This window comes from Halobellus sp. LT62 (assembly GCF_037031285.1).
GTDB classification, from domain to species: Archaea; Halobacteriota; Halobacteria; order Halobacteriales; family Haloferacaceae; genus Haloquadratum; species Haloquadratum salinisoli.
This window is the reverse complement of the sequence record NZ_JAYEZO010000001.1, coordinates 1,039,622-1,054,727: the sequence shown is the minus strand read 5'-3', so window position 1 is coordinate 1,054,727 and position 15,106 is coordinate 1,039,622. Positions and strand designations below refer to the sequence as shown.

The window sequence follows — 15,106 nt, the reverse complement described above, 5'->3', positions numbered from 1 at the left end:
GCTTGTATGTCTTCACCCACTCGGCCGGACGGCGGCATTCGGTCGGATGAATTCTCAGTTGCAACCGCTACATTAGGGGCCTTCGGGTATAGTCGAAGGACGACTGCTCACTGCTTTCCGTCGGCTCCGTCGGACGTCCACAGTTGATATTTCTGCCCGGAACGAACGTGCTGTGCGAAGACGACACTCTCCTCTCGCGGTGATGAGTTCTCGAAAGGCTGAGCGGGTCCCGAGTAAGTCAGAGACGTTTTCTCAGGGGCGGAGAATGATTTTGATCCCTTCGCGGTTCGCCTCGGCGGCGAATCCGGCTTCGTAGTTTTCCATATCGAACGCGGGTCCGACGACGGGGGAGAGATCGACGGAGGGAGCAATCGCGAGGGTTCGCCGCCAGTCAGATTCGCGACGGGCGTTGACCGATTGGATCGATATCTCGTCGGTGAGAAATTTGCTGAAGTCGACTGAAACGCGGTCGGCTCCGTGATAGGCTCCGATCTGGATGAGTTCGCCGTTCGGACGAATGCTCGATTCCGCGAGATGAAGGGCGGACTCGTGGCCGGACGCTTCGAGGAACACGTCGACTGGTTCTTCGAGCGGCCCTTCGGAAACGTTTCGGGTTTCCGTCGCACCCATCTGTTCGGCGATCGGGAGTCGCGTTTCCTCGTCGATGTCAGCCCCGATCATCACGATTTCGCTTGCACCCGCTTGCTCGGCCGCGATCAGTGCACTTAGTCCCGCGGAACCGGGCCCTGTGATTGCGACGCGATCGCCGACCTCGAACGACGAGACCTCGAGACCGTGAACGCCGATCGCGAGCAATTCCAAGAAGACGCCTTCGTCGAACGTGACACCTTCGGGGAGCGTGTAGAGATTCCGTGCGGGGACGTTCACGTACTCTGCGAGCGCACCGGGTTCCTCGGTGTCGATCCCGATGGCTTTCCGGCCGTGCGGCGAGAACCCCGTTTCGTTCTCGCAGAGGTTGCTGTATCCGTCCCGGCAGTTGCGACAGCGCCCGCAGGAGATCCGTGGTTCGACGGCGACGCGCTCGCCGCCTTCCCAGTCATCGACACGCGGCCCCACAGCGTCAACGACGCCCGCGAACTCGTGTCCGAACACCTGCGGAAGGTGTGGCTCGTAGCGGTGGTACGAGTCCTCCCAGCGATAAAAAGGCGCTTCGACGCCGCCATCGATGCCGACGGACTTCACTGCGATTCGAACTTCTCCCTCTCCCGGCGATTGGATCGGTCGCTCTGCGAGATTCATCCCTTCACCCGGTTTGGATTTCTCCAACACCGTCATCTTGCTATTAGTTACCATCGTCGAATCTCAGTTCGGCAGACCCTGCCTTACTCTTTTGGGTTACTCGCTCGGGATTCTCGGGACCGCAGTTGTTTTTCTTACGCTGACCCCCTCCGGCTACTTTTTTGCCGGGTTACTACCACATGCTCTTCTCACCGATGCAGATGGGAGACCAGTTTCGCCACGGCCTCTCGTGGTAACAGTCGGTGTGAGTTGTCGATCGCAGAAGCTCGCACCTCTGTTATCGGCCGTTGCGTCCGCAGAAATTCAGGTTTCGGTATGATCGAGTGCCTGCGTACTTCCTCAGTCGTCAGCGGGTTGGAAACCGAACTCCCCGTAGATATCTCCTGGATGGGGCCCGTCTCCCGGTTCCACGTCCTCCCGTTCGACGATGTTGGGGACTACCGATTCGTCGATATCGTCGACATTGGGATAGTTGATCTCGATTAGGTTCCCCGAGGGATCGCGGATGTACCACTGCACGGTGCCGGTGGGAAGGTAGAACACCGGTGGATGTCCGTCGACAATCCCGTGACCGGTTCGGTCAGTGAACGGTTCGACGGTCGCAGTGTCGTGGTCGAGAACCCCTTCGTACACCGGCTCGAACTCGTCAATGTGCAGCCCGTAGTGACTGACCGCTGCCGGGTCAGAGTCATCGTCGAGGAGGTGAAGCTGCCCATTACCGATCCGGAACCACCTGACTGGGGTGTCCCAGTTAGGTGTCGGTAACTCCTCGAGGTCAAATACCTCCTGATAGAACTCGGCGGTTTCGTCGAGATCGTCGACCACGATCGTCACATGAGAGTAGTCTACTCCGACCATAACGCTAAGTTTGGGCCGAAATGTTATATATATCTTTCCCAAGAAGAGTGCCGTGCGTCCCTCCGAATACCGCGTGAGTCCTCGTTGATCGGGTGACGCGCCGAGAAACGCACCGGCCACGCCGCCATCGATTTTACTGGCTTCGATCGCGACCAGCCCAGTCGCCACTACGCCAATCGCACGCACTACCGCGTCGGGAGCTGACTTCCAGCGGCGTAACCTCGACGCCGATGTAGTACCGCACCTGCTGGATGCCCCGCTCGCGCATCTCCTTCGGCCGCATCCTTCACGCTAAGGTTGACATCCGCTTCAGTAGAGTCGCCTTGTTGAAACTCTCCCTATCATACGATCTTCTAAAGATCTCGTTTCCAACAGAATATACGAAAGTCGATGATGATATACGCACTGCTCTATGTCTATTTTGGGAAATTTCAACAAGCTTTTCAAGAGAAGATCGCAATTTGTGACTTGGAGATTGTTGATAAATACTCTTGAAGCTACAGCCACATAGCCAAGATATGTCGATACTTGCTGCCATCGATGAAAACGAACGTTCCAAAACAGTCGCAAAGATAGCATCCGACCTCGCTGAAACGTATAATGATACCCTAGTGGCGTTACACGTTGTACCCGAAGAGGGCTTTGATTCTCATAGGAATTCCTTGCAAAGTATTCCTGAGTTTCAGAACTATTCAATTACACAAGAGATAGAAAGCGGCAAAAAATTTGCCAAAAGATTCGTTCAGGAATCTGTCGATAACGTTGATTTGAACAAATTAGAAGCCCGAGGACGCGTGGGTAATCCTACTGATGAAATCTTGGCCGAAACTGCATCCCTAGAACCACGATTTCTAGTTATTAGCGGGCGTCGTCGGTCGCCCACTGGAAAAGCAGTATTTGGGAATACTGCTCAACAAATTCTGTTGAATGCTGAATGTCCCGTTGTCACACAATTAAGTGACAAATAGTAAATCACAGTGTCCAAATATGATCGAAAAATGAGAGCGCCGTAGTAGCTTGGTACTACTCTGTTGAATCCGTAGAGAGGGGATAGCGTAGTTCTAAAGGTGGAAGCGAAGCGAAAGGGTGAATGTGTCTAAACTCCTCCTCTGATCGTTAAGTAAGCGTGCCGCTGGATCAATGGTAGTGTGACGCTAGTCCAAGACATTGTCCCGATGAGCTGGTTTTGACAGAAGTCTCGTGAGAACAGCCAGATTTCGGCGGTTGCTGGATTCACATTGCGGTAGTAAGTGGCGAACTGGTCGGTTCGGCTTTTGAGTTCTTTGGAGAGGCGTTTGACGGCGTTCCGATTCCCGTCGCCGGACATGCCGAAGTTCACCTCCGGTTGGACACTACTGATGGACTGTGGCTTCGCGATCCGGTCGAGATACTTTCGCTTGTACCCGGTCGCGTCGGCCGTGTTGTAGCCACCGCGTACCTGAATCGTCTTTCCCACCTTGGCCCGCAGGAGTTCGAGGAGCCGGGCTTGAAGCGCGGTCTCGACTGTGAACCCCAGAGGTGTCTCTTGAAATTCAGCGTCCAGTCGTTTGATTGCCTCCTGAACCGTCATGGTTTACTCCACGAGCTATCTGCAATCGCGGATGTGGTCGGGTAGTAGATACGTGGGGCCTCCGGTCTTGGATCTTCCGGGACACTCTGTAACTCCTCACTCTGCGCGGCGAGTGCGAGAGCCATCGAATCGAGAATGTCATCTCGCCGGACGTCCTTCCGGAGAGTGTCGTCAAGTACCTGCTCGTACTCGTCATCCATGCCAGAGTGCTTCTGTTTGAGGAGGTGCCGACGGAACCCGAGGCCTCTCTTCGAAGACTTCGAGTAAGCGAGCGGCTGTCCGTTGAGCGCGTAGAAACAGAGCTCCGGATGACTCTCGTAGATTGGCCCGTCGTAGGTCTCGCCCACGACCTCTCGTACCTCGTTGATTTTGTCGCTGATCGCGTGGGCTTGCTGGGAGAGACCGTGTACCATATCCTCTTGATGTATTGCGTTCGCCTCGTCGTAATCCTCAACGGCGGCTGCAGACTCGCACGGCGGAAAGAACACGGAGTTACCACGGCAACCGAGTAGGTCACGCGCCTCGATGTCGCAGCGGCGCCTACTCCCCGTCGGGAGCCCGACTGGGATATCCACGAATACTCGAGCCTCTTGGTAGTCTGATTGAACTTCGGAAAAGTCCTCGTATAGCTCCGTTTCGATGCTGCCCCCGGTAAGGACAGTCGCGAACCACCCGTATGGGCAGGCATCGACACCGACCGCGCTCTCAGCTCTTGGCATGTTCTTCGCTGAGTGCGCGGATGTGCGGCCCGATGATGTCACGGAGGGCGTGGAGCTCCTGTAGCGTCGCCCCCACCTTCGCGGTATCAGTTCGTTCTTCGGCCCTTGACATTCTTTCTCACAAATGGATGGGCACGGAATGAGCGTTTCGGCGAAGATACGGAAGTCCCATTGATGCGACACTACCTGCTAATCTTGGCTCACTAGTTTTCTGGTTCGGAGTGATCAGAACTATACCGTGAGTTCGCCGGCCTGAGGGACGGGATTGAATCCCTTGAGATGCGCTTTCGTTTTGTGGGACTGCCCTACCTCAAAGTAACTGAGTGACTTCGCAAGACCGCAGAGACAGTCCTCGACTTATCCCTCGGTTTCGGGGCTGTATGTCCGTATTTCAGCGTCGATGAGACGAACCGCGTCATCGTAGAATTACCCCTCAACAGTTCCCTCAAAGTGCTCCAGAAGCCCCTCGACTACTGCCTGTTCCTTGCCGACCTGCCGACCTTCCTCTGGGAGTCGGCGGGCATCATCGCAATTCGCACAGAATCGGAACCGCTGGTACAACTCTTCATCACCCCGTTCGTGGTCTTTCACGTAGTAGATGATGACACCATCTCCGGCCTCCATACTCTCTTGGCAGTTGTGGGGACCGTAATCGACCTTCCCCATCTGTGGGTGTCCTTGACAGTGGACGACGCCACCCTTTGTGTGCCGGACCACATCTCCGACGAACTCCTCTCGATTCATTAGATCAGAATGTTTCCTTTACACCCATTAACCTAACGAGCAGAAGAGTCGGTGTGTCCGAAGGTTCTTTCGTATCAGAGTAATACAGAATTCTAAGAAATGCCTTGGATACGCGAAGACGAGTTCTACGCGGTTCTTCAAGCTGTGGATGACGGTGTCCAGTCTGTTCACATCTCGGGGCAACCGGGCGTCGGGAAGAGTACGTTCTTGGAGGAATTGGAAGAAGAACTTTTGGAGTGGTACCGAACCCGAGTACTCTACGTTCGTGAAGGCAACACTCCTACAACACTCTCGCAAGATCTCCTCATCGAAGCCCGTGACGCGGTCGGAACTCTCAGTGCTCTGATTAACAAAGCGACTGGAATGAGTGTAGGAATCAGTCCTGCGAGTGCTGGGGTATCCACTGACGACCGCGCACGCCATCTTCGAAAGTTAGCCAGTCTCTCGGAGTCCGTCAACGAGTACAAACGGCTCATTTTCTTCGTCGACGACGTACACAAGCTCGACGAACCGGAGGTCACGCGGGACTTCCTCCGTGAATTATCTTCCACTCTCGGAGAGAATGTCCACCTCATCACGGCAGGACGCCTTTCATTTGATGACGCTGACTACACCGTCCATCTGGAAACGTTCTCACGCGAGGAAACTGCGAACTATTTCCAAGAGGAGCACCCAGACGTCGACAACGAAACGATAGACGGCGTCTACGAGAAGTTGGACGGCCATCCCTATTATCTCGGTCTACTCAGGGAGGCTGCAGGTGACGACGGTACATTCGAGATTCCCAAAGAGGACACACGGGACTTCATCGAGAGCGCGTACCTTGACTCGATGTCGGAGGCTGAAGAGGAGTTCATTCGGAAGACTGCGGGACTTGCTGAGTTGGACGAAGACATCTGCTCGGCAGTATTGGATGACGTGAGTCGCACACAGGCCCGGCGCACTCTTGACTCTCTGAGCACCAAGGCAGTCGTTCAGGAATTAGGTCGCTCAGAAGACACCGGAGATAGAGTGTTCAAAGTCCACGACCTATTCCAAGAATTCCTCTCTGGGAGAGTATCAGTTCCGTCGTCGAACGAGTTGCTGAACTGGCTGGTGGGATGTATGATGATCCTGACGGACCCTCTGATGAAACGTCTAACGTTCGTCCTCACAGATGGGAGCACTCTTATTGGACACCAAGGTGGAAAGTCACTATTTGTGCATGCACCCGCCATCGCTCACGGCAACCAAACGAAATCGTGGGCTGTTGAGCAAGGTGCAACTGACCACTTTCTATTAGCGAGCGAACCCGCACATAACCCGACAATGTGGACCTCAATTCGACATCGTGGGGTAGTTGGGGTTAGTCCTAATATGACCGCCTAGACCTCACCAAATGCCCTCGCTGATTGAATCGTATATACTGACGTCCGTAACGGATGTTCCAGTCCTCGTTCTGAATTAAGAAATCACGCATCGATCTACTGTTAACCAACAAAACGCGGGGTTGGCCCGGGGTGTTGGTTAAGATTGTGGGCTATGGGGTCTGGAGATCTCGAACTGGCTTCACGACGAAGGTGTCTGGCTCGCTGGCTGCTCTCTCACCTGACCGCTCCGCCGGCGTCGAGGGCGACCGCGTGAGCTGGGTGATGAGGTCGTCGCGAACGGTTCGTCGAGGGACGCTGGTCTCGTTCCAGCCCAGCCGGTCGTCGAAGTGCCGTTTTTGGAACTGCTCGCCGACGTCGTCGGCCGCGACGTACTGCGTCCGCGTCGACCGCCCGACCTGGCGGGCGACGACCGACGCGTGATCCCGGTCGGTCGGGACCACCACCTCGAGGTCTGCCCACGGCGCCTGACCGTCAGGGGTACTTGCCGCTTGATGCGCTGCTCGTGTTTCGCTGCGTCGTTCCGAAGCCATCGTCTATCGGGGGCACGTGATGCGCCCCGTCACCCCTCGCGGGGGCGATAGACACCACCGATATGCACCCGTTTTCTCTATGCGATAAATCTGATATTTTCTTGAGTCCATTACCTCTGTAATGGCCCCTCGGCCTGAGAGAGCCAGCGGCCTTCGCACATTGCATATCGCCTCTTTCTTTGGACGAAATTCGCGATATGCAAGACGAAATAGCGACCTCAAATCGCGGAAGAACCCCGTCGGGCCGATTTGAGAGCCTAGAAAGTACCTCGACGAGTTCGGGGATGACTCTGAGATTCAAAATTTGCTCGACGGCGGGGTAACGAGCGTGATATCGGGCATATCTGATTTTTTCGGGTTGCTACTTCACCTGTTCTGAGTCCTTGGAGGTTTCCAGCTCAGCACTTCTAATAGTGAAATACTCCCGATTCCCTCGATTCCGGTTATGTTAGACGCTGAAAATTGCTCGACGGGATTCGGAAGGATCTGTTTCTACTCTATAGCGGATTTGTTGTAACCCTCTATCAGCAACAGGTTGCAGCCAGCGTGCTGATTAGACAGCGCGAATCTTCCATAAAGTCTGAGACAACTTTCTGTGGGTAATCGCTCATACAGGTAATTGAGTGACCGGCTGGTTCATCCAGAATTGTATCTGAAGAAGCGGTTTTATCGGAGCTATTCGGAGGCCAAGAGATGGTGTTGGATATATTCGCCAACATACTAGAATATTAAAATATACGTGTTATATATTATTTCTGATAACAATAATAGCTACGTAAGAAGCCGTAAATAACGTAATTAAGCACTATAACCGGAGATATATTTTTATATTTTATAGTAAATACATTATATACATCTATAATTTTAATTTTATATTTCGACCATTAATTATGTTTTGAATAGGTCCTCTGTCGACTTACGATCCAAAAGAGGCAGCCAAGCAACTCCATATCACGGAGGAGAATTCTGTCGGTTGGGGAGGTAAAGAAGGTGAGGATGAACTATCGATGAAGAAGTTGGAGGTCCGGTGATGGGACTAACAGATAGGGAATGACGATAGATCTAATCAACCTGTTCTGTGTTGGCAGAGAGTTAAGGAAGAAGATTGATCTTGCTTATACAGCCCATACACGATCAAGTCATTCCTTGGTTACCTTCATAGCAACCTTTGATCTCCGCCTCTGCGAGAGTGCTCATCCTCTAGTTCTCTAAGAGTAGTATTCAATTAAATTACTTTATCGCTTCTTCATCTGGTTCGAGTCCGATTCCGGGTGCCTCGGGAAGGGTAATTGACCCGTCGGCAATCTCGGGAATGGACTGATAAACTTTCTCAGCACAATTCCAGACAATATCGTGTAGTTCGAGACGCCACCCATTCGGGATTCCTGCATAGAGATGCATATTTTGGAACGGCCAGCCACCTCCGTGAGCGAGGAGAATATTCGATGATTCCGCCGTCGCAGCGACTTTCACACCTTCGGTAAAACCACCCACAAAACAGACGTTCGGTTGGCTAATATCGACCGACCTGGATTCAATCAAACTATTGTGCCGATGTCGACTTCCCTCGTTCTGCCCGGCGGCAATTGGAACCGTTGTTCGCGTCCGGAGATCGGATAATAATGATGCATCATTCGCATATACTGGTTCCTCGAACCAAGTGAGATTGACGTCTTCTATCAGATTACAGAGTTCGAGAGCCTTCGAAAACGAATACTGGTAATTTGCATCGATCATCAATTCGACTTCTGGACCGATTGCCTCTCTCACAGCGGTAATCCGTTTTGCATCCTCAAGTGGATCAGGCGGTGTACCCTCTCCAACCCGAATTTTGATTCGGTTAAAGCCGTCTGAGACGTACTTCTCGACGGCTTCGATCAATGTCTCCGTCTCCTCAAAGTGACCGCCAACGGTCACGTATACTGGTAAAGTTTCACTTGCACCGCCGAGAAGCCGCCATATTGGGTCACCGTAGTGTTTCCCCTTGATATCCCAAAGAGCGATATCAACAGCGCTGACCGCTGTGCTCCAGACGCCAGTTTGGGTTCGGGGGTTTAGTTCCTTTTGCAGGTCAGTCCATATGTGGCCAGTCCGTATTGGATCTCGCCCGATGAGGCGTGGCGCTATTTGCTGTTCAATGTATGAAACGGTGGCTTCTGGTGTGACCATACCTGTTTCACCGTAGCCAACAACTCCCGTATTTGTCTCCACCGAGACGAGGACGATGGTAAATTCAACGGTGTTTAAATCAGGCGGTAACTCAACAGGGACGGTGACGGTAGTCGCATCGATGCTTGTTATCTCCATAGAGCTCACGCTGATTAATCGAACTTGATTCCTAAAAACTATTATTGTATATGATCAATCATAAATCGTGGCTCGAAGAAGTGTATAGGAAGCTGTTCATCTCTAAACTGAGGATTAGGATTCCAGTAGTTCCGGTATTATAACTTACCTGATCTGATGACCTGTCGTAGGCGTATCTAGTTGAGAGGTGTTGAATACCTCAAATGAACTTACCCTGTCAGACTTTGTTCATCAATTGATCAATAAACGGTGATAGTATCGCAACTACGATGAGGAGCACGAGAAAAATGGAAAGCGGCTCTGAAACGAATATATCCAGCGACCCTTGCGATAACTGCAGCGAACGAATGAGATTTTCTTCAGCGATGGGCCCGAGAACGACACCTAACACCAGTGCGACTATGGAAAAGTTGTTTTTCACCATAATGAAGCCGATGATGCCGAATAACACGACAGTGAAAATGTCAATGAAATTGTTCCTGAACGTTAATGAACCGACGAGAGCGAGAACGACGATGATGGGAATGATGTAATTCGTGTCGATTTTTGTGAAGGCGGCCAGTTTGGAGACGAGGAAGACGCCGATGAAGCCGATGACGACGCAGCCGACCATAAGGGCAATCACCAATCCCTGAGTGAATTGCAGTTCTGTCTCGAACAGTTGGGGTCCTGGTCGAATCCCGTGCATCAGTAAGCCACCGAGCAAAATTGCGGTCGATCCGCTACCTGGGATACCGAATGACAGAGTTGGAACGAGGGCACCAAAAACGGTAGCGTTGTTTGCTCCTTCCGAGGCCATAACGCCCTTTGGGTTTCCGTCGCCATAGGGAACGTCTCCACTGTCACTCCGAACCGCTTCAGCGTAGGAGACGAAGTTCGAGATAGACGCTCCAGCTCCAGGTACCGCCCCGACTAAGCCGCCGATAACCCCTGATTTGAGCTGTGTGATTGGATTATTGAGAACGGTTCGAAGTCCAGGAAGAATTGGTCCCTCTATCTCGAAGTCAGACTCAGCAATTCCTCCGGTTTCCGCGGAAAGTTTGATCATCTCACCAATAGCGAATAACCCAATTAGGACTGCAATAAACGAGATACCATCGTATAGCATAAACGAGCCGAATGTGAATCTCGGTTGTCCGCTCGCAACAGGATACCCGATTGTCGAAAGAAGCAATCCGAACGCGCCAGCTGTTAACCCCTTCACCATCTCTCCGCGTGAAACGATCGCGATCAGAGAGATTCCCAGTAGCGCCACCAAGAAGTATTCAGGTGATCCGAATAGCAGTACGATCGTGACGAGCACGGGTGTGAGCGCAAGAATACCGAGTCCGGCGATTATGCCTCCGATAGACGACGACGCAGCCGAGATGACTAGTGCTTCTTTCGCCTTTCCTTGGCGCGACATCGGATAGCCGTCCAGACACGTTGCCGCAGCCTGTGCGGTTCCCGGCGTGTTGATCAAAATCGCGGTGACGCACCCGCCGTAAGTCGTTCCTAAGTAAATCGCCATCAACAATACGACGGCTGCAAAGCCGTCGAGAAGTAGCGTAAAGGGAAGGACGATGGCCATACCTAGACCGGGACCGAGACCGGGAATGACGCCGAGAATGGTCCCAAAGAGGATTCCGACAACCAACCATCCGATCGCTGGCCACGAAAACACCAGTTCTATCGCCTCAAAGAGGACGCCGACGTCAGCCATTGATTCCCCCACTTACCATCAGGAACTCCGGCTCGAAAAGGAGCCCCTCTCCCATCTGGATGTTGAATATCCACTGGAAGCCGAGGACGACAACCATCGAGAGAGCGATCAATACCACGGTTATCGCTGTTGGCAGATCGAAGTACCGTCCGAAGACGAGTACGAACAACGGCGCGACCCAGAGCAGCCCGAACAGGTAGCCGAGGACGGCAAATGCGGTCACTAATCCCATCATAACGTACACTGGGTTTTCCGGTCCCGTTTCCTCGGGCTTGTCCATCGCTGAATCCTCTGACTCCGTAGATTCCATTTCGTCGGTACTCAGAAAATCACCCCCCTCACTAAAGAGAAGGTTCAGCGGATACGGTAGATAGGCTTTCAACAGGATCAATATACAGCCGACCAATACGACGGCGGATGCGAACCGGGGGAAAATGGCGGCCTCCCATCCGTGATTGTACGAGTCGATGAAAGTGTACAACGCAAACACTCCCATCGAGACCACCAGCAGCTGATCGGATGTTATGGACGTCGTTACCCGATCTACCAAACTCCGTATGCGATTCCAATGCATTGTCAAAACCAACTTAGTCCATAAACCAGTCAGGATCGATCTGTTCTTCGAATTGTTGGAGTTCCTCTTCTACTCGATTGTACGTTTCTTCTGGTCCAGAGAGGAATCCAAGCGGGTTTCCGGTTTCTTCAGACCACGATTGAAGTTCCTCGCCCGTTACGACAGATTCGATCATTTCTGCCTGTTTTTCGAGGACGTCATCCGGAACGTCAGGAGTCGTGGCAAAGCCCCGCCAGAACGCACCCACGTGGTCAATGTTGGGATAGCCAATATCCGTCACAGAATCAATATCTGGGAAAACGGAGCTTCCGGAACTACCGAACGAGACGAGGACATCGACGTCGCCTGAGCTAACGACGGACTCGGCCGCCGTCTCTGTGACGATACCCGCAGGCACTTCTCCCGAAACGATCGCTTGTAGGATTGGGCCGGATCCGTCGTACGCAATATACTGCTCCCACGGGACGTCGTATTCGGAGTCCTCTTTCATCACTTCCCAGATGAGATGATTCTGTTGACCCGGATTCTGCGCAGCCGCGTTTTCGAGATCGCCGTTCCGGTAGCGTTCGACGAAATCGTCGAAATTTTCTATTTCGAGATCGGGATCGACGCACAGCACCCAGACACTCTCGGTGAACGCAGCTGGGAACCGGAACTCGTCCATTGAGAATCCATGATCCTGAAAGACGTTTTGAATCCCAAAAGGCGAGTTATAAATGACGACGTGGTAGCCGTCTGGATCAGCGCTATACACCTGTTGTTTCGCCTGAACCCCGGCTGCGGCGGTGACGTTTTCGACGGCAACTTGAACGTCGTACTCGTCGCTAATCTGGTTCCAGATCTGACGCGTATAGGTGTCACTGCCACCCCCTTGGGGCGCTGTAACAAGCGCTCTGATTTCTTCGGAGGGATATTCGCCGTCGCCCCCTCCAAGACACCCACTGAGAGATGTACCTATTCCTACGAGCCCGGTGGCCCCGAGTGTTCGAATGAAGTTTCTACGTCTGGTTGTGTTCGCTGTGAACTCGTTAGTCATCGGTACCCATACTCACACAGATTCAACTAATAAATAAAGGTTATCTATTATTTGATGACATTTGACCGTCCTTCAAGACTATTGGAAACTTCGGTGAAATGCCACTAACCCACACATATAAGTTTACTCCATTACAGTATTTTTGTAGTATGCATATTGCTATCATCGGTGGTGCTAGCACTATTGGTTCAACCACGGCTAATGCGATAACTGCGTACGATCCAAGCATCGACATCACGTTGATCGACATCAACGAAGACGCAGCGTGGGGGCACGCGAAAGATGTGACCCACGGAAACTTTCATCACTCCGATGCGCCGAAATTCGCCCCAAACAGATCCGGAGAGAAACCAACACTTGGAACTATTCGAGGCATCCATACTGATGCGACAGCAGACCTTGATCCCGATATCGCCATCGTCGCCGCCGGCATTCCACAGCCGAAAGACTCTGCAGGGAGGGGAGACCGTGTCAAAGATCTGGATAAAGTCAGAACCGTCTGTGATAGTATTTCTAGCCAGCTAGCGGATTTCGGACCATTACCGTCGATCGTGGTCACGAATCCAATTGATGGTGTGACCAACTACCTTTGGTCTAAACTAGGCTGGTCGAGGGAGTATTTCATCGGATATGCTCTCTCGGAATCTGCCCGAGCCGCTGACGCTATCGCACAAGTGAAAGACGTTCATCCAAACCGTGTATACTGCCCGACAATGGGTGAGCACGGCGAAAATGTCGTTCTAGTCTTTTCGAAAGCAACGATTGACGGAGAACCAGTTGAATTAACGGACTCAGAGAAAGCAGAGATTCGTGAGTACGTCTTGGACATTCCATTCGATATCGCCGATAAACGAGGGGTTCAAGATTCGTCTCGTTGGGTGACCAGCGCTGGAATTCTACGGATACTAAGGGCGATGTTCGAAGAAGAAAACGATCGACCGCTCTGCCTTTCGACTCCGCTTTCCGGCGAATACGGATTTTCAAATGGATGTCTAAGTGTTCCGTTCACGCTAACTAACAGCGGCGTCGAGGAGATAATCGAGTGGGAAATCTCCTCTGAAGAGATGGAGGAATTATCGGCTGCACACACAGAAGTACTTGATGCCATTGAAGAATTACAGCAGAATAGCTAGAGGGCAGAAACGGATAGAGAATTGAATTCCGAGAGGGAAAGGATCTCCTTTGTCCGTGGATGTTCGTTTGAGTCGTTCACGTTCGTTCTAGGAAGTTCCTCAATGATCTAGCCACCTCAATGAAAATTCTCAGCGTCTCAAATATCGCTTATCTGGACAGTGCACGATCCGTCCCGTATTGGACATTCAGCGAGATTGTATTAGACGCTTCTTGTAGTTTTGACACTATTTCTTTCTGGAACTCCTGATCCTTTAGCTTATTCGTTTCACATACGATAGCAAGAGCGCCAATAAGATCATCTTGGGTAAAAACCGGGACGGATGCGACTCCCATCCCGATCAATTGTTCATCCCAATCTATGGCGTATCCTTGCTCGCGAATCTGCTCCAACTCGCCTTGTAGCTGTTCTTTGTCCGTGATCGTTTTCTCAGTTCTTTTTTCCAACTCGCTGTTAAGGGTTTTTTGCGAATAATCTCGGGGAAGGTGGGTTAGTAGTACTTTCCCGGCGGCTTGAGTATGAAGCGGTCCCTCCATCCCCGGGTGGACAACAATACCTAATGAGTTCTCTCCCGCTACTTGATGAATGATAATCGATTGACCACGTTCTTCGATGTGGAAATTAACGAGCTCCCCTGTCTCCTTTGCTAACCTGCTTAGTTCAGGCTTAGCAACTTGGAATGGGAGGTTCCTGAGTAACCGATGGCCTCCAATAGTCAAAAATTTATACGAAATTTTATACTTCCCGTCTTCCTTGATTAAGTATCCCCTTGACTCTAATGTACACAGAGACTCGTAAACAGTGCTCTTCGGAAGATCCATTCGTTCAGAAATTTCGGTAGGCCCTGCACTATCCATCGATTTCAGAAGCTCAATGATATCGAATGCCCGCTTGACTGTTTTGAGAGGGACACGTGGTTCGGACATAGATTCTCTTTGGGTAGCTTCTAACATAAATCGTGCGGTCATTCCGAACAAGCAATGAAAGTTGGAACCGCTTCTTCCTTTGTACTTCCCTGCAAGATGTCTGTCTGGATATCCCGCACACGCAATCATAAGGAAAGACCACAACAATTGGACCTTCTTTACAAACGTAGTATTGTAATCTTATTGGTGGCATTTGAGAGAATTTTAAGTAAGGAAGGCTGTTTTAGGCTAGTCGGAATAGTCGAACGAATCTATTCTTACGTTTACAAGCTATAATATCTCGACATCAAAGTCGCAAAGGTAGCACGGCCACATTATAACCTCCGAATCAGGTTTATCGACGCTTCTCTATCCACACTTGCGTAGTCACCCGCTATA

Annotated in this window: 15 protein-coding genes and 2 pseudogenes; 4 read left to right on the top strand and 13 right to left on the bottom strand. The window is 51.7% G+C overall.

The features are described 5' to 3' along the window. Window positions 1-252: 252 nt before the first annotated feature. Together U5919_RS05265 and U5919_RS05260 are read right to left on the bottom strand one after the other, a co-directional pair. Window positions 253-1,314, bottom strand: coding sequence for a zinc-dependent alcohol dehydrogenase (locus U5919_RS05265; RefSeq protein ID WP_336022654.1), 1,062 nt, complete (start codon window positions 1,312-1,314; stop codon window positions 253-255). Between the two features lie 285 nt (window positions 1,315-1,599). Then, window positions 1,600-2,118: a VOC family protein gene (locus U5919_RS05260; protein ID WP_336022653.1), complete on the bottom strand. Its 519-nt coding sequence runs from the start codon at window positions 2,116-2,118 to the stop codon at window positions 1,600-1,602. Between the two features lie 99 nt (window positions 2,119-2,217). Here U5919_RS05260 and U5919_RS05255 point away from each other — a divergent pair. Continuing rightward, a pseudogene (locus tag U5919_RS05255) lies at window positions 2,218-2,313 on the top strand (IS5/IS1182 family transposase); the annotation flags it as partial. Here U5919_RS05255 and U5919_RS15980 read toward each other — a convergent pair. After that, window positions 2,312-2,398, bottom strand: a pseudogene (locus U5919_RS15980) (TraC-like domain-containing protein); the annotation flags it as partial. The pseudogenes U5919_RS05255 and U5919_RS15980 overlap by 2 nt on opposite strands. 238 nt (window positions 2,399-2,636) lie before the next feature. Here U5919_RS15980 and U5919_RS05250 point away from each other — a divergent pair. Further along, on the top strand, window positions 2,637-3,086 hold the full coding sequence (locus U5919_RS05250) for a universal stress protein (RefSeq protein WP_336022652.1): 450 nt from the start codon (window positions 2,637-2,639) through the stop codon (window positions 3,084-3,086). Window positions 3,087-3,214: 128 nt separating this feature from the next. Here the strand turns inward: U5919_RS05250 and U5919_RS05245 are convergent, their stop codons facing one another. The 4 genes from U5919_RS05245 to U5919_RS05230 all read right to left on the bottom strand — a co-directional run bounded on the left by U5919_RS05245 (window position 3,215) and on the right by U5919_RS05230 (window position 5,151). Continuing rightward, entirely contained in the window at window positions 3,215-3,688 is a 474-nt protein-coding gene (locus tag U5919_RS05245) for a hypothetical protein (protein ID WP_336022650.1), read from the bottom strand. Further along, window positions 3,685-4,407, bottom strand: coding sequence for a DUF429 domain-containing protein (locus U5919_RS05240; RefSeq protein ID WP_336022649.1), 723 nt, complete (start codon window positions 4,405-4,407; stop codon window positions 3,685-3,687). Before U5919_RS05240 ends, U5919_RS05245 begins: the two co-directional genes overlap by 4 nt. Beyond that, window positions 4,394-4,519: a hypothetical protein gene (locus U5919_RS05235; RefSeq protein WP_336022648.1), complete on the bottom strand. Its 126-nt coding sequence runs from the start codon at window positions 4,517-4,519 to the stop codon at window positions 4,394-4,396. Before U5919_RS05235 ends, U5919_RS05240 begins: the two co-directional genes overlap by 14 nt. 314 nt (window positions 4,520-4,833) lie before the next feature. Continuing rightward, window positions 4,834-5,151, bottom strand: coding sequence for a hypothetical protein (locus U5919_RS05230; RefSeq protein ID WP_336022646.1), 318 nt, complete (start codon window positions 5,149-5,151; stop codon window positions 4,834-4,836). A gap of 99 nt (window positions 5,152-5,250) precedes the next feature. Between U5919_RS05230 and U5919_RS05225 the strand changes: the two genes are divergently transcribed. Further along, the gene (locus U5919_RS05225) at window positions 5,251-6,519 is read left to right on the top strand and encodes an AAA family ATPase (RefSeq protein WP_336022644.1); all 1,269 of its coding nucleotides are present in this window, start codon (window positions 5,251-5,253) and stop codon (window positions 6,517-6,519) included. A 151-nt stretch (window positions 6,520-6,670) separates the two neighbouring features. Here U5919_RS05225 and U5919_RS05220 read toward each other — a convergent pair whose 3' ends face one another. From U5919_RS05220 to U5919_RS05200, 5 genes are all read right to left on the bottom strand, one after another. Beyond that, window positions 6,671-7,051, bottom strand: a complete 381-nt coding sequence (locus tag U5919_RS05220; RefSeq protein WP_336022643.1) for a DUF8030 family protein — start codon at window positions 7,049-7,051, stop codon at window positions 6,671-6,673. 1,230 nt (window positions 7,052-8,281) lie between these two features. After that, complete coding sequence (locus U5919_RS05215; protein WP_336023867.1) at window positions 8,282-9,358, bottom strand: mandelate racemase/muconate lactonizing enzyme family protein; 1,077 nt, start codon at window positions 9,356-9,358, stop codon at window positions 8,282-8,284. 217 nt (window positions 9,359-9,575) lie between these two features. Continuing rightward, complete coding sequence (locus U5919_RS05210; protein WP_336022642.1) at window positions 9,576-11,060, bottom strand: tripartite tricarboxylate transporter permease; 1,485 nt, start codon at window positions 11,058-11,060, stop codon at window positions 9,576-9,578. Then, window positions 11,053-11,556, bottom strand: coding sequence for a tripartite tricarboxylate transporter TctB family protein (locus U5919_RS05205; RefSeq protein WP_336023865.1), 504 nt, complete (start codon window positions 11,554-11,556; stop codon window positions 11,053-11,055). The genes U5919_RS05210 and U5919_RS05205 overlap by 8 nt, the downstream gene beginning before the upstream one ends. Window positions 11,557-11,647: 91 nt before the next feature. After that, the gene (locus tag U5919_RS05200) at window positions 11,648-12,670 is read right to left on the bottom strand and encodes a Bug family tripartite tricarboxylate transporter substrate binding protein (RefSeq protein ID WP_336022640.1); all 1,023 of its coding nucleotides are present in this window, start codon (window positions 12,668-12,670) and stop codon (window positions 11,648-11,650) included. Between the two features lie 149 nt (window positions 12,671-12,819). On the opposite strand from U5919_RS05200, the gene U5919_RS05195 reads away from it, so the two are divergent. Further along, on the top strand, window positions 12,820-13,803 hold the full coding sequence (locus U5919_RS05195) for a malate dehydrogenase (RefSeq protein ID WP_336022639.1): 984 nt from the start codon (window positions 12,820-12,822) through the stop codon (window positions 13,801-13,803). 148 nt (window positions 13,804-13,951) lie between these two features. Here the strand turns inward: U5919_RS05195 and U5919_RS05190 are convergent, their stop codons facing one another. Continuing rightward, window positions 13,952-14,728: an IclR family transcriptional regulator gene (locus U5919_RS05190; protein WP_336022638.1), complete on the bottom strand. Its 777-nt coding sequence runs from the start codon at window positions 14,726-14,728 to the stop codon at window positions 13,952-13,954. Window positions 14,729-15,106 lie beyond the last annotated feature (378 nt).